The organism is Sphingomonas sp. CD22, assembly GCF_034556155.1.
Taxonomy (GTDB): Bacteria; Pseudomonadota; Alphaproteobacteria; order Sphingomonadales; family Sphingomonadaceae; genus Sphingomonas.
This window is the reverse complement of the sequence record NZ_JAYDYX010000004.1, coordinates 170,711-189,324: the sequence shown is the minus strand read 5'-3', so window position 1 is coordinate 189,324 and position 18,614 is coordinate 170,711. Positions and strand designations below refer to the sequence as shown.

Sequence of the window (18,614 nt, the reverse complement as noted above, 5' to 3'; positions counted from 1 at the left end):
GACACATCCACCGACCAGAAGCGATGCTCTCGATTGCCTAAGCCACGTCGCGCAGCGTTTCCAACACCGTATGCACCACGGTCTTCTCACTGCCCGCTGCCGCCGTTTCCAGCTGCTCCTCGAGTTCTGCCGCGCGTACGCCGAGATCCCTCTGCCCGAACATCGCAGCGGAGCCGGCTAGCTTGTGGAGCAGCCCCGCAAGCTGCCTGACCTGCTCTTCGCTCAACTGGTCGTCGGCGGCGAGGCGTTCGGCCAGGGCAACCAGTTCCGCCTTACGATCGTCGAAGCGGGCTTGTAGTGCCGGGCTCACGGTGAACGTCGGTGTGGCGATGACCTGGAAAGGCGCGGAACGGGTCCATTTCTGGACGGCGCGCGTCAGCATCGCCAGGTCGAGCGGCTTGGCGAGATGGTCCTGCATCCCGGCGTCGAGGCAGGTGGCGACGTCGTCGGCATAGGCATTGGCCGTCAGCGCCACGATCGGCAGGTGATCGGCGGTGATCCCCGCCGACCGTATCGCTCTGGCGGCGTCCAGCCCGTCCATGACGGGCATCTGCACATCCATCAGCAGCAGGTCGAAATGCGCATCGGCGGCGGTCGCCGTCTGCACGGCGCGCAGGCCGTTGTCGACGATGACGCACTCGTGGCCGAGCCGCGACAGCATCGCCTTCATCAACACCTGATTGACGTCGTGATCCTCGGCGAGAAGGATACGGAGCGGGCGCTGCCCGGTCGCCCGGGCGGCGATCAGGACCGCCTCCCGCGCGTCGGTTTGCGCCGGCAGCAATGGCAGGCGCAGCGTGAACGTCGTGCCGATCCCCTCGTCGCTGGTCAGTTCGAGGCTGCCGCTCATCAACGCCGCGAGTTGCTTGCTGATCGTCAGGCCGAGACCGGTGCCGCCGAACCGTTTCGCCGTGGATTGTTCGGCCTGGGTGAATTGATCGAATACCGCCGCCTGACGATGCGCGGGGATGCCGATGCCGGTATCCTCCACGGCGACTTCGAACATCGCACGCCCCTGCCGCTCGACGCCATATGCACGCAGGCACACGCTGCCCGCCGGGGTGAATTTCACCGCATTCGCCAGCAGGTTCAGCGTGACCTGACGCAGTCGCAGGCCATCCAGCAGCACGCAGACCGGCAGCGCGTCGTCGATCTCGACATCGAGCTGCAGGCCCTTCTGGGATGCGGCGGGTTGTACGAGCTTGATGCAGTTGCGCAGAGCATGGCGGAGATCGATCGGCTCGGGCGAGATTTGCATCTGCCCTGCCTCGATCTTGGAGAGATCGAGAATGTCGTTGAGCAGGCGCATCATCGCCTTGGCGGAATCGACGATCAATTGCGCCTGATGGCGTTGCTCCCTCGATATCTCGCTGTTGAGCAATAGGTCGGCGAACCCCAGAACGCCGTTCATCGGCGTGCGTATCTCATGGCTCATATTGGCGAGGAAACTCGACTTGGCGCGCACGGCGGCTTCGGCATGTTCGCGCGCCGCCTCCAGTTCTGCTTCGAGGCGTTTGCGTTCGGTGACGTCGCGCAGCGACGTGATGATCTCTCGCGGTTCGCCGGTGGCCGGGTCGCGGACGAGGCCGGAATGCGCTTCGATCCATAGCTCGTACGCCGGCATGTCGATCCGCCTGGCGCGATAGGCCCGCACGCCGCGATCGAGGCTTCCGGTGACGAGCGCGCGGTGGAATGATTGCATTTCGGGACGATCGTCGGGGTGAACCGACGCGCCCAGCCGTTGCCCGACCAGCACACTGGCCTTGACCCCGAACAATTGCTCGACCGATGGCGACGCATAGATGCAGCGGCCCTTGAGATCGACGCGCAGCACGGCATCGGTGGCATTCTGCGCGAGGAGCGCCAGTTCCGACTCCGCCATTTCGCGGCGCAGGATGTCCGCCTCGAGGCGCTCGTTCGCGATGCGCAAGGCGTCGAGCCGCCGCCAACGATCACGGTAGACGAGCACGGCAAGCAGCACGATGAGCAAGCCGCTCACGATCAGGCCCGCCTGGATCGGCTCGCGCAGATTCTCGGCGTGCTTCAGCCGGATGGCCAGCAGGCGCCGCTCCTCGGCGCTGATGCGCTTGATCAGGTCGATCAGGGCGGCGGTGGCCTCATGACTGTCGGGGCTCGCCATGATCCCGATTGCGTCACTCGCCCTGCCCTGCCGGGTCAAAGCGATGGTCTCGTCGATGTCCTTCAGCCTGGTGGTTGCGATCTGCGCGAACGCTTCGACTCGCGCGTGCTGATCGGGATTGTCGTCGGTCGACCGGCGCAGCGTCGACAATTGCCGCGGCACTTCGCGGGCGATCTGCGTGAGCGTGTCGCGCGCCTGAGTGTCGCCGAGGACGAGGGCGCGGCGGTATACCTCCGCGCGCAGCAGATCGACGCGGACGTCGGAGAGATGCTCCTTGACAGTGTAGGTGTGGCGAACCCAGGCGTCGGCCTTCTGCTTCTCGTGGACCAGCCAGAGCCCGGACCCCGCACAGCAGATCAGCAGGACCATCGCGGCGATGAGCGCGACCTGCGACCTGATCCTCTCCGTGTACATTGCGGCGTCTCCCGTTAGACGTCGCGTCTACGGCGGGATTGGTTAAGGCCTTGTTGAACCATTGGTTCTTAAAGATGGGCGCTCGGGTTTGACGGCGTTGCGCCACCCCGAACCGCGGATTTCGAAACCTAGAGCGAGACACTTATGGCCCGGATCATCATCGCAGACGACGACGAGATCGTCGGTGAAATCGCCCGCGATGCGCTCATTTCGGCGGGCCACGGCGCCGGACTCGTCCTCGACGGTGGCGAAGCGCTCAAGATCATCAAGGCGCGAAAGCCCGATCTGGTGATCCTCGACTGCAACATGCCGGGCCTGGCGGGCGTCCTGTTGGTGCAGGAACTGCGCAAGAGCGCTGCCTTCGCCGATCTGCCGGTCATGATGCTCACCGGGCGTCAGGGGCAGCGCGACGAGGAGCTCGCCCGCTTCGCCGGCGCCAACGATTATATGAAAAAGCCGTTCGACCCGGACGAGCTCGTTTTCCGGGTCGAGCAGCTTCTCGCAAAGGCATAGCGCCTACTTCGACAGATTTGGCACAAAGCGTCGCGCGAACCGCCCTGTCCGCTTTCCAATTTCGGTTAATCGTTCATCCTGATCGCCGCGCTGCGCGCCGGTCGACTCGGCGGCCGCCGTTTCGACGCAGGGAGCATTACGATGACCAAGATGATCTTCGTCAACTTGCCGGTCGCCGATGTCGCGGCATCGACGGCCTTCTATGAGGCGATCGGCTTCGAGAAGAACGCCCGCTTCAGCAACGAGCAGTCGTCTTCGATGGTGTGGTCGGATGCGATCTACGTCATGCTGCTCGCCAAGCCCTTCTTTGCGACATTCACCGAGAAGACGATCGTCGACGCGACGACGAACTCCACCGGACATTACGCGCTGTCGTTCGATAGTCGCGAAGCGGTCGACGCGATTACGCGGGCAGCGGTCGAAGCGGGCGGACGTGAGGTGCATGAGCCGCAAGACATGGGTTTCATGTACAGCCGCGCGTTCGAGGATCTTGATGGTCACGGCTTCGGACCGTTCTGGATGGACGCGGCCGCGATCGAGGGCGGACCGCCGGATCACGCATAGGCGGGGGGCGCTGCGCCTCGCGTAGGCGCCCGTTTGTTCGGTTCGGCTGTCTCACGGGCTTTCGGCACGGCAACATCCGTGTTCGATCTTCCTTGAGCTGATCACGCCCGACGGTGCATCAGCGGGGCACAGGCCCGGTCGACTGACGGATGATCAGCTCGTGTCGATGCTTGCGACACATGTCAGGGCTTTGGTCATTGAGCTGGGCCACGACCATGTCGGCGGCGGCGACCGCCATATCGAACACCGGCTGACGCACCGTCGTGATCGCCGGCCAAGCGATCCGCGCGACTTCAGAATCGTCAAAGCCGGTGATCGACAGATCGCCCGGGACCGTCAGCCCCGCCTCGAGCGCGGCGATCAGGGCACCAACCGCCATATCGTCGTTTTGCGCGAGGATCGCGGTCGGCCGATCGGCGCGATGCAGCAAGGTCTGCGCCGCCGCATAGCCGCTGTCATAGGTGTAGAAGCCGGTCGCCACGTGATCGCGCGGCATCGGCAGACCCGCTACCGCGAACGCCTCGCCATAGCCTTTCATCCGCGCATCGGCGGAGGCATGCGTGGGATCGCCCGTGATGATGCCCACGTTGCGATGGCCGAGCGCGATGACATGCGCCGCTATTTCGCGCGCGGCCGTCACGTCGTCGATCAGATTGCTCGGCCCCGCCTCAATCAGGCGCGTCGGGGCGATCCGCGCGAAGCAGATGCTCGCCGCGGTGAGGTCCGCCATGATGCGGGCGCTGTCCGACGCTGGCGGGGCGAGCACGACGCCGTCGAGCGCTGCAGACCGTAACAGTCCCACGACGTCGGCTTCATGCTCCGAGATCGAGGCGATCGGAATGACGACGAGGCGGAAATGTTCGCCGCGCAGGCGTTCCAGCACACCCTTCTGCAGATCGACCACATAGCTGGGCGACGGATTTTCGTAGACGAGGCCGATCAGGTGCGACCGGCGCTGAACCAGCGCGCGTGCCAGCATGTTGGGATGGTAGTTGACCGCGGCAGCCGCCTCCCTGACGCGCCGGATCACCTCCTCCGTCACATGCGGTTGCCCGTTCAGGACACGGGAAACCGTCTTGATCGACACCCCCGCATGACGGGCGACATCGACAATCGTAGTGCGGCGCTGATCGTGGATCATGAGACGGCGTAGGCACGATCGTGCATTTGGTCCACATCGGCGTCCGGACAGCATAGCGAAATATCGCTCGCAGCCGATTGACAACGTAGGACAAAAAGGCCGTTATGCCAGCAACGCTACAAAAGCGATATATCGGAGAGGGCAGATGAACCGCCGCGACATGCTACGGAACGGATTGACGGCCGGCGTCGGCCTAGCAGCGGGGATGCAACGGGCATCTGCCGATCCCGTCGACCTCTCGTTCCCCGCCGACTTCCGCTGGGGCTGTGCCACCGCCGCCTATCAGATCGAAGGTGCCGTGCGCGAAGATGGTCGCGGCCAGACCAACTGGGACGTCTTTTCGCATACGCCCGGCAAGGTCGCCAACAATGATACCGGCGACGTCGCCTGTGACAGCTACCACCGCTATGCGGAGGACATCGCGCTGCTGAAGGCGCTCGGCGTCAACAGCTACCGGATGTCGATCGCGTGGTCGCGCATCTTTCCGGATGGGCGCGGCAAGGTCAATCAGAAGGGTCTCGACTATTACAATAAGATCATCGATGCGCTGATCGCCGCAGGCATCCGGCCGTACGTGACGATGTTCCACTGGGATCTTCCACAGGCGCTGCCGGGCGGCTGGCAGAACTGCGACACGGCTTATGCTTTTGCCGATTATGCGGGATTCATGGCGAACAAGCTGTCGGATCGCGTCCAGGATTTCATGACGGTCAACGAACTCGCCTGCTTTACCGATCTGGGCCATCAGCGCGGCATACACGCACCCGGACTCAAGCTGGCGGCGGCGGCGGTCAACCAAGTCCGCCATCATGGTGTGCTCGCGCACGGGCTGGGCGTTCAGGCGATCCGCGCGCATGCCAAGCCGGGCACGCGCGTCGGCCTGGCGGACAATACCAGCTTCCATATCCCGGTGATCGAAACGGCCGAGCATATCGCCGCGGCGAAGAAGGCGACACGGGAAAAGAATGCGATGTTCCTGACCGCGATCATGGAGGGACATTATCTCGACAGCTATCTCGCCGAGCAGGGCGCGGCCGCTCCCAAGGTGCAGCCGGGCGACATGGCCGCGATCGGCAGTCCGCTCGATTTCGTCGCGCTCAACATCTACGCGCCCGAATGGGTGCGCGCCGATGCCGGCCCTAAGGGATATGCCGTCATCCCGCATATCGCATCCTCGCCGCGGATGGCGTCGCCCTGGCTCGTCGTCGGCCCGGAAGTCGCTTATTGGGGCGTACGGATGGTGAGCGAGCTGTGGCGGCCCAAATCGCTCTTCATCTCGGAGAATGGCGCATCGGCGGACGATCCCGTTGCCGACGGCCGTATCGATGACGTCGACCGGATCATGTATCTGCGAAACTATATCGGGCAGTTCCGTCGCGCCGTGGCGGAAGGCTATCCGCTCAAAGGCTATTTCCTGTGGAGCCTGATGGACAATTTCGAATGGGCGGACGGCTACGGCAAACGCTTCGGAATCCACTATGTCGATTTCGCCACGCAGAAACGGACCCCGAAGTTAAGTGCGGCCTGGTACAAGGAGGTCATACGGCAGAACCGGTTGGTATGACCCTTCGGGCGCAGCGCCTGATCCGCGGTGAAAAGGCAGCCCTGCCGAAAGTGATCGAGCGATGACGACGAGTTTCGACCTTGCGACGGGGGTCAGGCTTGGCGCATCCGTGATCGGGAGCGAGCAGGAACCGCTGCTTCAAGCCGAAGGATTCCTCGCCGACCCGGCCGGGCTGCGCGACATCGCCGCGGCGCAGGCGTTCCAACCCGCCTTCGGCCCGACGGGAGGCTATCCGGGACTGCGCGCGGCGCTGCCCGATGCCTACATCCAGGCGGTCGTGAACGTGCTCGTCAGGCCGCTCGCCGAAGCCTTCTCGCTGGGGTCGGTACGCCCGCTGCATGCGCAGGGCGCGTTCTCGCTCGTGACCCTGCCGCCGGCCAATCTGAAGCCGGCGCAACGGGTGCCGCATGTCGATTCGGTGAATCCGATGCAGTTCGCGATCCTGCACTATCTCTGCGACGAAGCGGCCGGCGGCACCGCTTTCTATCGCCATCGCGCCACGGGGTTCGAGCTGCTGAGCCAGGCGCGACTTGCGGCATATGATGCGGTGCGCGCTACCGAAGGCGCACCCGCCGGCTACGTCGACGACGGCGCCCCTTGGTTCGAACGGACCGCGCGGGTGACGGCCAGGTGGAACCGGCTGGTCGTCTACCGCAGCTGCGTCCTGCACTCGGGAACGGTGCCCTCGCCCGAAATGCTCAGCTCCGATCCGCGGCGGGGGCGCCTGACGGCGAACGTGTTCCTCACGCTCGCGCCATCGGGACCGACGATCGCCTGACGTCGCGCGCCTTGTGGGCCGACATGTACGCGCGCGGCGTCGACCACACGCGGCGAGCCTCATGCATACCAATATAGCCCGCGCAAAATGGCGGTGTGACACAACAGACGCAATGGATTGTATATTTTTATTGCCGTTGACAACGTAGGACACGACAGTAATTTACAGTCATCGGGTGGGATGTGGCTGCCTGCAAAAAACGGCAACTTAGCCGTACGGGGAGGAAGTATGAGGGGTTTCAAATTAGCGGGTGCGCTCGTCTGCACGACATCGGTCGGCACGATCGCGATGTGCATCGCAAGTCCGGCAGCGGCACAGGTCGTCGGCGGCGGCAACGATGCCAACGCCCCTGCGACCAATGCGCAGCCGGGGTCCGAAGACGCGCCGCGTGCTGCGCAGGACGGCGCGACGACCACGCCTTCCGCCGATAGCACGAGCGACGATATCGTCGTCACCGGCATCCGCGCATCGCTGAACCGCGCCATCGACATCAAGCGCAATTCGAACGGCATCGTCGACGCGATCTCCGCCGAGGACATCGGCAAGTTTCCCGACACCAACCTCGCCGAATCGCTCCAGCGCGTCAGCGGCGTCTCGATCAATCGCGTGAACGGCGAAGGCGCCGAGGTCACCGCGCGCGGCTTCGGCGGCGGCTTCAACCTGGTGACGCTCAACGGCCGCCAGTTGCCCGCGACGAACCTGCAGGGCGTGGGCGGCGATCAGAGCGTCGATTTCGCGACTGCGACGGGACGGTCGTTCGACTTCGGCAACCTCGCCTCGGAAGGCGTCAGCACGCTGGAGGTCTACAAGACCGGTCGCGCGGCGATCCCCACCGGCGGCATCGGCGCGACGATCAACGTCATCACGCGCAAACCGCTCGACTCGCGCCAGGCCGGCTTCTCGGGCTCGGTCGGTGCCAAGGCCTCGTACGATACCAGCATCGAGAAGGACGAAGACGGCCTGGCGAAAGTCACGCCGGAAGTGTCCGGTCTTTTGAACTGGAAAAATGATAGCGATACCTTCGGCGTCGCCTTGTTCGGCAGCTACCAGAAGCGCAACTCGGCGGCGGCCAGTTCGACGTCCAACGCGTGGAACATCCGCACGATCGACAATCCCGGCGATATCATCGGCGCCAACACGATCGTGACCAACCGTCCGGCGAGCGGCAGTCTGATCGCCTTCCCGAACGACGCGCGCTATCACTTCTCCGAATCGACGCGTGAGCGGATCAATGCTTCGGGCGTGCTGCAATATCGTCCCGTCGAAAGCCTGCTGCTGACCGCGGACGTCCTGTGGGCGCAGAACCGGCAAAGCGAAGCGCGGCAGGATCAGACCAACTGGCTCAATCGGCCGTTCGGCAGCGTCACCTTCGACGACAGTCCCGTGCCCACCGCGACGGTCATCTCGCAGGCCGTCCCCGACCCCAAGGACACCGGCTACGAGCAGCAGTTCCGCGCGACCAAGGACAAGCTCCAGGAATATGGCCTGAACGCCGCCTGGGACGTCACCGACAAGTTCAAGCTCATCGCGGATATCCAGCATTCCAAGTCGGAGGCGTTGCCGGACGCGTCGAATGGCGCCAGTTCGACCCTGTTCTCGATGGGTGCGAACGTCGTCAACGGCCAGACGATCGACTGGTCGCGCGGCTTCCCGCAGATCAACGAGACGATCAACGACTGTAACGCGCTCGCGACCAGCACCGGCCCCGGCCGCGCGATCGGCAATTGCAACGGCCAGCTCGACGTCGGCGATCTCGGCACGCAGGTCGCCCGGACCAACAGCGCCAGGCAGATCCAGACCATCAATCAGGCACAACTCGGCCTCGGCTGGGATCTTGGCGAGGGCAGCAAGGCGGAGTTCGGCGGCAGCTATATCGACTCCAAGCTGCGCTCGACCCGCACGCAGACGACGCAGACGCTCGGCGACTGGAGCATCAGCAACCCCGGCGAGGTCGCGGCGCAGGCCGGCGACCTGATCAAGACGTTCTGCCTTGTCTGCAAGTTCGACCATTTCAAGCCGGGCGTGACTGGGCCGGGCCTCAACGCGTTCCGCGGCAATGCTGTCGCCCTGACCAATCTGTTCTCGCAACTCTATGCGGATCGCGGCAATCCGGTGACCGCCGGTTCCGCGAACGACGACAGCATTCGTGAGAAGATTGCGTCGGTCTACGGTCAGCTGACGTGGAAGGGGCAGATCGCCGGTGCCGATGCGACCCTGGTCGTCGGTGCACGCTATGAAGTGACGAAGGTGAGCGCCTTCTCGCGGGTCAACGGACCGTCGGCGATCATCTGGACGTCGGACAATGACTTCAACGTGCCCGGATCGGCGACGGCGTCGCCGCTGAGCGGCCGCGGCAGCTACGACAATCTGCTGCCCGCGCTCGACTTCCAGATTTCGCCGTTCACCAACGTGATCACGCGCGTGTCGTTCAGCCGGACGATCGCACGCCCCTCCTACGGCGATCAGTTCGTCAGCTCGACGGCGGGTGCGGGCAGCCGCGCCACGCTCTTCGGCGGCCAGCCGAACGGCACGACAGGCAATCCGAACCTGCGACCGCTGGTCTCGGACAATTTCGACGTCTCGGCGGAATGGTATTTCAAGTCGTCGAGCTATGTGTCGGCCGGCTTCTTCGACAAGCGGGTCCGCAACTTCGTCGGCACCGGTCTGACGAACGGCAATCTGTTCGGGCTGCGCGATGCCACAACGGGCGCCGCGGGATCGCGTTCGGGCACCGCCGCGGCAGCGCTCGGCCGCCTCGGCCTCGACCGATCGGACATCAACCTGTTCAGCTATACGGCCAGGCTGATCCAGAACGGCGGCAACGTCGGGCAGACCGATGCCGATATCCGCGCGAACAGCTCGGGGACGTCGGTCAACCAGGGCTATTTCGACACGCTGTCGCGCGCCGTCGACATCACGCCAGACGGCAACGACCCGCTGGCCGTGTTCTCGATCGCTTCTCCCATCAACAACCGCGACGCGGAGATCTATGGCGCCGAATTCGCGGGCCAGTATTTCTTCGGCCAGACCGGCTTCGGTGTCGCGGCGTCCTACACGCTGGTGCGCGGCAATGTCGGGATCGATGTCCTCGCCGCGCCGACCGTCGATCAATTCGCCCTGCTCGGCCTGTCCGACACGGCGAACGCGTCGCTCATCTACGACAAGAACGGGATATCGGCACGCCTGACCTACAATTGGCGTGACAAGTTCCTGTCGGAGATCGGGCGCGGCGGCACCACCGACCGCAACCCGGTGTTCTTCGCGCCCTACAGCACCGTCGATCTGAACGTCAGCTGGGACATCAGCAAACAGATCGCCGTCTCCCTGGAGGGGATCAACCTCACCAGCGAGTCCGTGCGCAGCTACGGTCGTTCGAACAACCAGACGTTCTTTGCGCAGGAAAACAAGCCGCGGCTTCTGCTCGGCGCGCGCTACCGCTTCTGATCCCCGGATCAGCCTCGTCCCCCTCTGAGGCCGCTCTTCGGAGCGGCCTTTTTTTTTCGACGGCCGCCCTCTCTCGCTGGTCGATCCACGGTAAATCGTGCAGCATCAAGAGCATGCTGCTTTTCAGCACCGAGTGTCCAAGTCATGAACCGCGTCCTGCTCAACAATGTCGATCATGCCGATCTTCGCGTCGCCATCCGGGCGGGTGCCGATTACGGCGACAGCGTCAATCAGCTGCCGATCTTCCCGGCAGAGTTCGAGGAGGCGCAGCGGTCCTTCCCGATCATCTTCCGCCCGGAAGGCGATGGCCTTCAGGCCTACGTGCTGCTCGGCCTGGATCGCGACGAAAACCTGTTCCTCGATGGCGGGCGCTGGACCAGCAGCTACGTTCCCGCCTTCCAGCGTCGTGGCCCCTTTTCCATCGCGATCGGCCCGGCCGGCCCCCACGAGATCGAGCCCGGCGAGCCGATGATTCATGTTGATGTTGATGATGCTCGGGTGGGCATGTCGGATGGGCTGCCGGTTTTTCGCGAGCATGGCGGTAATGCGCCGCTGCTGAACCATGTGAGCGACGTCCTGCGCACGATCTACGAGGGTTTGGAGACGGCGCCGGCGATCTATGCGGCGTGGCGGGAGGCTGGCCTGTTGCAACCGATCACCTTGCAGATCAGCCTCGACGACGAGAGCGCCTACGAGCTTCCCGACCTGCTCACCGTCGATCGGCAGGCGCTTGCCGAGCTCTCGGGCGAGCGGCTCGAGCGGCTGCATCGCGCCGGCCTGCTGGAGGGGGCGATCCTCGCGGCGGCGTCGCTCGGCAACGTGCAGCGGCTGATCGAATTGAAGACGCGAAAGCGAGCCGCGGCGTGACCGCTCCGCCGATCACCGCCGCCCGCGTCCGCGAAATCGATGCCGGACAGGCGCGGATCGATCCCCACGCGCTGGTGCTGGCCGGCGAGCCGGTCGTCGTGCGCGGCCTCTGCCGCGACTGGCCGCTCGTCGCCGCCGGACGCGACGGCGCGCAGGCGGCGGCCGATTATCTCCTGTCGTTCTACAACGGCCGGCCCGCGGTCGGCTACACCGCGCCGGCGGAACTCGGCGGCCGCTATTTCTACGACGAAAGCCTGACCCGCCTGAACTTCGAGGCGCAGCGGGTGTCGCTGAGCGAATATCTCGGCCGCATGCTCGCCCATCTGGGTGATGCCGACGCGCCGTCCTTCTATGTCGGCTCCACCGATCTCGATCAGTATTTCCCCGGTCTTGCCGACGCGGGCAACGATCTCGCCACGGCAGACCCGGCGTTGGCGAACCTGTTGCGCAGCATCTGGATCGGCAACCGCACGACCGCGTCCGCGCATTACGACATGTCGAACAACATCGCGTGCGTCGCCGTCGGCGCGCGCCGCTTCACGCTCTTTCCGCCGGACCAGATCGCCAACCTCTATCCGGGACCGCTGGAGCCGACCCCCGGCGGCCAGGTCGTGTCGCTGGTCGACTTCCGCGCCCCCGATCCCGACCGCTTTCCGGACTTCGCCAAAGCGGTGGCCGCCGCACGCGTCGCCGAACTCGAGGCAGGCGATGCCGTCATCTACCCAGCGCTCTGGTGGCATCACGTCGAGGCGCTGTCCGACTTCAACATGATGATCAATTTCTGGTGGAACGACGCCCCCCCCTTCCTCGATTCGCCGATGAACACCCTGCTCCACGCCCTCCTCAGCCTGCGCGACCGGCCGGCAGCGGAAAAGGCGGCGTGGTCGGCGATGTTCGACTATTATGTGTTCGGCCCCGCCGGACGCCCCGCGGCGCACCTGCCCGACGCAGCCCAGGGCGCGCTCGCCCCGCTCGACGCCATGTCCGCGCGCCGGTTGCGCGCGCAGCTTCTGCAACGGATCAACCGATGACCGGAACGACCGGGATCAGGCGCATCGTGATCGCGGGCGGGGGCACCGCCGGCTGGCTGGCCGCGGCGATCCTGACCCGTCAGCTCGGCGCGCTGGCCGAGGTGACGCTCGTCGAATCCGAGGATATCGGTACGGTCGGCGTCGGCGAGTCGACGATACCGACGGTCCGCGCCTTCCATGCCCTGATCGGCATCGACGAGCAGGAGTTCATGCGGGCCACCGGCGCCAGCTTCAAGCTGGCGATCTCGTTCGAGAATTGGGCGCGCGACGGGGATCGGTACATCCATTCGTTCGGAGACGTCGGGAAATCGACCTGGATGAGCGAATTCCACCATTTCTGGCTGGAGGCGCAGAGCAAGGGACTGGCGCAGCCCTTCGGCGCCTATTGCCTAGAGCATGAGGCGGCGATCGCCGGCCGGTTCGCCGTCGGGGCGAGCCCGGCGCTGAACTACGCCTATCATTTCGATGCCGGCCGGTACGCGCGCTATCTCAGGGACAAATGCGAGACCAACGGCCTGCGCCGGATCGAAGGCAAGATCGAGCGCGTGGAGCAGGATGCCCACACCGGCGATATCGCGGCGCTGGTCATGGCGGATGGTAGGCGCGTCGAGGGCGACCTGTTCTTCGACTGCACCGGGTTCCGCGCGTTGCTGATCGGCGAGACGCTGGGCGTCGGCTTCGAGGACTGGAGCCACTGGCTGCCGACCAACCGCGCGCTCGCGATCCAGACGCGAGCGACCGGACCGGCGGTGCCCTATACCCGCGCGATCGCACACGATGCCGGCTGGCGCTGGAAAATCCCGTTGCAGCATCGGGTCGGCAACGGCCTGGTCTATTGCGCCGACTATCTGAGCGACGAAGCCGCGCAGGCGCGCCTGCTCGACGCCGTCGAGGGCGAGCATCTCATCACGCCCCGGCTCATCAAATTCCGTACCGGGCGCCGTCGCGCGGCATGGCACCGCAACTGCATCGCGCTCAGCCTTGCCAGCGGCTTCGTCGAGCCGCTGGAATCGACCAGCATCCACCTCATCATGATCGCCCTGACCCGCTTCCTCCAGCTGCTGCCCGCGGGACGGCCGAGCGACGCGACGGTGGCGCGCTTCAACGAGCAAGCCGCGCGCGAGATCGAGGGGGTGCGGGACTTCATCATCCTCCATTACCACCTGAACGAACGCGACGAGCCGTTCTGGCGCGACCGGCGCGAGATGCGCATTCCCGACAGCCTCGCCGAGCGGATCGCCTTGTTCCGCGACAGTGCCAACGCCTATCAGGACAATCACGAATTGTTTCGCGTCGCCTCATGGTTGCAGGTGATGCTCGGCCAGCGGCTCGGTGCGGCGAGCCATCATCCGCTGGTGCAGTTGATGCCGCCGGCGCAGCTCAAGGCGACGCTGTCGAACATGGCCGACGGGATCGCCGGTGCCGTGCGACAATTGCCCCCTCACCAGACGTTCCTCGACCGGTATTGCGGGATACCGGCGGAGGCCCGGACGTAGCGCCGGACGCTCTAGCGGCGCCGTCCGCTCAATGCGCGACGGCGTCGTGCACGCCGAGCCCCGTCTCGGAGCGCAGGCGCTGTGCGGCATAGCCCGCCTTGTCGATCGCCGCGCGCGGCGAGCGGTCGAGCGTCGAGATCAGCCAGATGCCGAGGAACCCGGCCGGCACGGAGAACAACGCGGGCGAACTGTACGGGAAGACGGCGTGATCGAAGCCGAACACCGCGACCCAGATCACCGGCGACAGGACGGTCAGGCCGAAGGCGGACGCCAGCCCGATCGCGCCGCCCCATGCCGCGCCGTTGGTGGTGCAGCCCTTCCACAGCAGCGACATCACCAGCACCGGGAAATTGCCCGACGCGGCCAGCGCGAAGGCGAGGCTGACCATGAAGGCGACGTTCTGCTTCTCGAACACGATGCCCAGGACGATCGCCAGGATGCTGAGCAAGACGGTCGTGACGCGCGACACGCGCAGCTCCTTGACGGGATCGGCCGTCCCCCGGCGGATCACGCTGGCATAGATGTCGTGCGAGATCGCGGACGCCGCCGACAGCGTCAGCCCCGCGACCACCGCGAGGATCGTCGCGAACGCGACCGCCGAGATGAAGCCCAGGAACAGGTTGCCGCCGATCGCATGCGCCAGATGCATCACCGCCATGTTGTTGCCGCCGCGTAACGCGCCGCCCACGCCGACGTAATCGGGATTGAACGAGATCATCACGATCGCGCCGAAGCCGAGGATGAAGGTCAGCGCGTAGAAATAGCCGATCCACACCGTCGCCCACATGATCGATTTGCGCGCTTCGCGGGCATCGGGAACGGTGAAGAAGCGCATGAGGATATGCGGCAGCCCGGCGGTGCCGAGCATGAGCGCGAAGCCGAACGACAAGGCCGAGATCGGATCCTTGATGAACCCGCCCGGGCCCATGATCGATCGCCCCTTCACCAGCGCCTCGGCGGGCGAAAGACCGGTTTGGAGCGCCAGCCGCGTCTTCACCGCGACGGCGCGCGCGAACAGCGTCTCGAACGAAAAGCCGACATGCGCCATCACGCCGAGCACCAGGAAGCTCGCACCGCACAACAGCATCACCGCCTTGATGATCTGCACCCACGAGGTCGCGCGCATGCCGCCGAACAGGACGTAGATCATCATCAGCCCGCCGACGACGGTGATCGCGTAGAGATACGGCAGACCGAACAGCAGCTGGACGAGCTGCCCGGCGCCGACCATCTGTGCGATCAGATAGAATGCGACGACGAACAGCGTGCTGACCGCCGCGAAGCTGCGCACCGGGCCCTGCAGAAAGCGATAGGATGCCACGTCGGCAAAGGTGAACTGGCCGAGATTGCGCAGCTTCTCGGCGACGAGGAACAGCACGATCGGCCAGCCGACGAGGAAGCCGATCGCATAGATCAGCCCGTCATACCCGTCGTTGAAGATCTGTGCGGTGATGCCGAGGAACGACGCTGCCGAGCAATAGTCCCCCGCCATCGCCAGGCCGTTCTGGAAGCCGGTGATCCCGCCGCCGGTGTAGAAGTCCGATACGGTGCGCGTGCGGCGGGCCGCCGCGCCGGTGATGAACAACGTGATCGCGACGAACCCGGCGAACATCAGGATCGCGGTCCAGTTTGTCGGCTGACGCTGGATCGCGCCGCTGATCGCGGCATTCGCCCCGGTCGCCCAGCCGAGCAACGCGAGCAGCGCGAGCGTCCGCCACAGGCTGCGCGTCACGCGCGGACCGCCGCGAGCAGCTCGGCGAGCCGCGCATCATATTCGCCGTTCGCGCGTCGCACGTAGACCGCGCAGATCGCCACCGTGCCGATCAGCATCGCGAAGCCGAGCACCACCGCAAGGCTGATCGTGCCACCGCCGATCGGGCGCGCCATCAGCGGCTTGTCGAAGGCGATGAGCGAGATGAAGCTGCTGTAGACGGCGATCGTGATCGCGGTCAGCGTCCACGAGAAGCGCTGTCGATCGCGTACCAATGCGGCGTAGCGGGGGTCTTCCGCGACGCGCGTCGCCAATGCATCGTCGGATTGCGTCGATATGCCCATAGGACATCCTTGCCGAGGATGCCGGGGTTAGCAAGCGCCCTCCTCATGAGGATGGGTGCCGTGTCCTTGCCGCCCTACCCCAGTGGATTGCTGCCTGCCACGGGGAGACCTTCCGGCCGTTCAGCCTCGCGTCCATAGCGTAGGGATGCAGCGGCGGGGCCGAATGCGCCCTTCAGCAATTCCTTGATCGAACGGTCCAACGGGCACGCCTTGTATCGGGCCAAGGCGATCCGCAGGCCGCGCGGCGACAGATAGATCGCCAGCGACCAGACGACCAGCTGGACGAGCTTCCCGGGGGGCGCCCGATCGGCAAAGGTCGACTGGCAATAGCGCAGCAGGGAGGAAAGGCTGGGCCGATGGCCGTCGCACACCGCCGTCATCACCGATTTGATCAGGACCACGGAATGGTGTCGCGTATTCGTGATCGGTACGAAGCTTCTGTCCAGCGCCTGCACCAACGTGTTCAGGTGTTTGATGCGTTCATGATGGATCCGGATTTCATCGCGCAGCCGCCGTGCGTCGAGCTTGCCGTGCTGAGAGTAGTTCGCGTCGTGATATCGGTACGATGCCAGCGGATGATTGATGTGCCGGACGTCGCCGACGAACGGCGCATACAAATAGATGATACCGTCGATACTGGTTTCATAGTCGATGCTGTCGATCGATCTGACCACATCTGCACGATAGGCGTTGCCGGAGGTGGGCGGCGAAGGATAGCATCCGTTGCGCCTGATCCGGGATATGATCGTCTTGCTGTCGATGCGATTGTTCTCGATCGGCCAGGGGTCGCCGACGACCTCGCCCTTGCTATCGATCGGGCAAAGCTGGAACTGGACCTTCGACACGCCGGGTTCGAACTTCTGGACGATCTGACTGAGTGCGCCTGGAAGGAGGTAGTCGTCGGAATCGAGAAACTGGATTATGTCGCCGGTCGCGTACCGCGCGGCGATGAGGCATGACCGCGCCTGCCCCATGTTACGGTGCGCGATGATCTGTACGACGTCTTTATACTGGTGGATGATCGAGCGGGATTCATCCGTCGAGCCGTCGTCGACGACGACGATCTGCTTGTTCGGATAGCCCTGCCCGATGACGCTTTCGATCGCCTGCCGGATGTATCGGCCGTAATTGTAGGAATTGATGATGACCGTGATTTGAGGCGGCATTTCAGTCTCGATATCGCGGCGCTATCGAGTTCTGATAATGGCGATTAGTTAATGTTATCCTGACGCTTAGTGGGCTGGAGACTGTGCTGTAGGGCGAAGAGACGCTGCCCACGCCAAATATTCAGCAAGTCGCGTCTGGCCGATGGCGGTTGGTATCGCGAATGCTTCGGCCGCACCTCCATACCGCCTGCCGTTTGGCTAATCGGCCGATGAGGTTGCCGCGTTTCAGTCCGTCACCTCTGCCACGCATCGGCCTGCGTATCGATCGCCCCGGCGATGCGGTCGGCGATCACCTTCTGATCCGCTAGCGACGGGTGCGCGTTGCAGGCCGTGAACGCCAGACCGTTCACCGGGACATAGGCCAGCCGCCGCTCCCCGGACGCGCGCAATTTGGCGACGACCTTCGTGACCTCCGCTGCGATCTCGCCGTCGGCCAAATCGGTCGCCCACAGCACGATCAACGCCTTCGGATCGCGCGCGCGCAGCGACTGCACGAAGCGTACATATCGCGCTTCGTAATCCGCATGGAGCGCGTCGCGGGTGGCCCATGTCTCGCCGGCATGAAGCGGGGTGGTGAAGTCGTTGGTCCCCAGCGCGACGACGATCACCTGCGGGTGCCAATCGGGGTCGGTGGCGCGGGATTGCCGGTCGAACACCGTATAGGGATAGGCGTCCGGCAGCGTGTTCGCCGCGAAGCCGTTGTAATTGCGGACGATGCCTCGTCCCGAGATCGCGTTGATCTCGTAATCCGCGTCGTAGCGATGCGCCAGGAGCGCGCCGAAGCCCCGCGACGTGTCGGTTGTCCTCCACACCTCGTCCTGCGTGCATTCGCGCTTGGCGGACGTCACCCCATAGCCGACCGTGTGCGAGTCGCCGACGAATTCGATCTGGCGGGCGCGGGCCGGTGGCGGTGGCATCACGGCGCGCTGCGCGGCGTAGAACGGTCCCAGCCGCGTCGGCCCCGCCTGGCTTTCGGAGGCGACTTCGATACGCAACTCATGTCGGCCGCCGGGCAGTCCGTCGATGCGGTAGACGCCGGGTGCGGGCCTGACGAGCGTGTCGATCTCACGCCCGTCGACGATGACGTGCAGCCCGACCTCACCCGCCCCGATCGTGAAAAGCGCCGTCGCCCCGTCGAACGCGGTCTCGACATAGCTGCCCGGCCACTGCCGAACGAGCGCATCGCCCTTCCGCTCGACGCGTCCATGGACCCGTACCGGTAGGATCGTCAGGTGGGCGGGCATCTCCGCGACGCGCTCCACCCGCTGCGCCGCTGCGGAGCCGACGGGGGCCATCGCCATCGTCAGCGCCGTCGCGATCCCGGCCACCAGCCTGTGCTTCGTCACTCTATCCTCCCGATCCGTCGCCGCTCCCTACCATGGCCGCTGGCCTGAACCAGGCCGCAACTCGGGTGACCGGTGCCGACCATGCGATTGCCGGG

The 18,614-nt window shown here is 65.0% G+C and carries 14 protein-coding genes; 8 read left to right on the top strand and 6 right to left on the bottom strand.

From position 1 onward, the window contains the following. Positions 1–37: 37 nt before the first annotated feature. On the bottom strand, positions 38–2,509 hold the full coding sequence (locus SFC76_RS09560) for a hybrid sensor histidine kinase/response regulator (RefSeq protein ID WP_322849248.1): 2,472 nt from the start codon (positions 2,507–2,509) through the stop codon (positions 38–40). 189 nt (positions 2,510–2,698) lie between these two features. Here SFC76_RS09560 and SFC76_RS09555 point away from each other — a divergent pair, with 189 nt between their 5' ends. Together SFC76_RS09555 and SFC76_RS09550 are read left to right on the top strand one after the other, a co-directional pair. After that, positions 2,699–3,067 (top strand): response regulator, encoded by a 369-nt coding sequence (locus SFC76_RS09555; protein ID WP_038665254.1) that lies wholly within the window; start codon positions 2,699–2,701, stop codon positions 3,065–3,067. A 141-nt stretch (positions 3,068–3,208) separates the two neighbouring features. Continuing rightward, the gene (locus SFC76_RS09550) at positions 3,209–3,631 is read left to right on the top strand and encodes a VOC family protein (RefSeq protein ID WP_322849247.1); all 423 of its coding nucleotides are present in this window, start codon (positions 3,209–3,211) and stop codon (positions 3,629–3,631) included. Between the two features lie 118 nt (positions 3,632–3,749). Here SFC76_RS09550 and SFC76_RS09545 read toward each other — a convergent pair whose 3' ends face one another. Further along, a complete protein-coding gene (locus tag SFC76_RS09545) occupies positions 3,750–4,772 on the bottom strand; it encodes a LacI family DNA-binding transcriptional regulator (protein WP_322849246.1) in 1,023 nt (340 codons plus the stop codon). 145 nt (positions 4,773–4,917) lie between these two features. Between SFC76_RS09545 and SFC76_RS09540 the strand changes: the two genes are divergently transcribed. From SFC76_RS09540 to SFC76_RS09515, 6 genes are all read left to right on the top strand, one after another. Then, entirely contained in the window at positions 4,918–6,336 is a 1,419-nt protein-coding gene (locus SFC76_RS09540; RefSeq protein WP_322849245.1) for a GH1 family beta-glucosidase, read from the top strand. A 61-nt stretch (positions 6,337–6,397) separates the two neighbouring features. Next, positions 6,398–7,114: a DUF6445 family protein gene (locus SFC76_RS09535; protein ID WP_322849244.1), complete on the top strand. Its 717-nt coding sequence runs from the start codon at positions 6,398–6,400 to the stop codon at positions 7,112–7,114. Positions 7,115–7,342: 228 nt separating this feature from the next. After that, complete coding sequence (locus SFC76_RS09530) at positions 7,343–10,558, top strand: TonB-dependent receptor (protein ID WP_322849243.1); 3,216 nt, start codon at positions 7,343–7,345, stop codon at positions 10,556–10,558. A 144-nt stretch (positions 10,559–10,702) separates the two neighbouring features. Further along, positions 10,703–11,425: a SapC family protein gene (locus tag SFC76_RS09525; protein ID WP_322849242.1), complete on the top strand. Its 723-nt coding sequence runs from the start codon at positions 10,703–10,705 to the stop codon at positions 11,423–11,425. Then, positions 11,422–12,456: a cupin-like domain-containing protein gene (locus SFC76_RS09520; RefSeq protein ID WP_322849241.1), complete on the top strand. Its 1,035-nt coding sequence runs from the start codon at positions 11,422–11,424 to the stop codon at positions 12,454–12,456. Before SFC76_RS09525 ends, SFC76_RS09520 begins: the two co-directional genes overlap by 4 nt. Further along, positions 12,453–13,952: a tryptophan halogenase family protein gene (locus SFC76_RS09515; RefSeq protein WP_322849240.1), complete on the top strand. Its 1,500-nt coding sequence runs from the start codon at positions 12,453–12,455 to the stop codon at positions 13,950–13,952. The genes SFC76_RS09520 and SFC76_RS09515 overlap by 4 nt, the downstream gene beginning before the upstream one ends. 28 nt (positions 13,953–13,980) lie before the next feature. Here the strand turns inward: SFC76_RS09515 and SFC76_RS09510 are convergent, their stop codons facing one another. From SFC76_RS09510 to SFC76_RS09495, 4 genes are all read right to left on the bottom strand, one after another. After that, positions 13,981–15,684: a cation acetate symporter gene (locus tag SFC76_RS09510; RefSeq protein WP_322849239.1), complete on the bottom strand. Its 1,704-nt coding sequence runs from the start codon at positions 15,682–15,684 to the stop codon at positions 13,981–13,983. Beyond that, the gene (locus SFC76_RS09505; protein ID WP_322849238.1) at positions 15,681–16,007 is read right to left on the bottom strand and encodes a DUF485 domain-containing protein; all 327 of its coding nucleotides are present in this window, start codon (positions 16,005–16,007) and stop codon (positions 15,681–15,683) included. The genes SFC76_RS09510 and SFC76_RS09505 overlap by 4 nt, the downstream gene beginning before the upstream one ends. A gap of 74 nt (positions 16,008–16,081) precedes the next feature. Then, the gene (locus SFC76_RS09500) at positions 16,082–17,173 is read right to left on the bottom strand and encodes a glycosyltransferase family 2 protein (RefSeq protein ID WP_322849237.1); all 1,092 of its coding nucleotides are present in this window, start codon (positions 17,171–17,173) and stop codon (positions 16,082–16,084) included. 233 nt (positions 17,174–17,406) lie between these two features. Then, positions 17,407–18,519, bottom strand: a complete 1,113-nt coding sequence (locus tag SFC76_RS09495; protein WP_322849236.1) for an SGNH/GDSL hydrolase family protein — start codon at positions 18,517–18,519, stop codon at positions 17,407–17,409. Positions 18,520–18,614 lie beyond the last annotated feature (95 nt).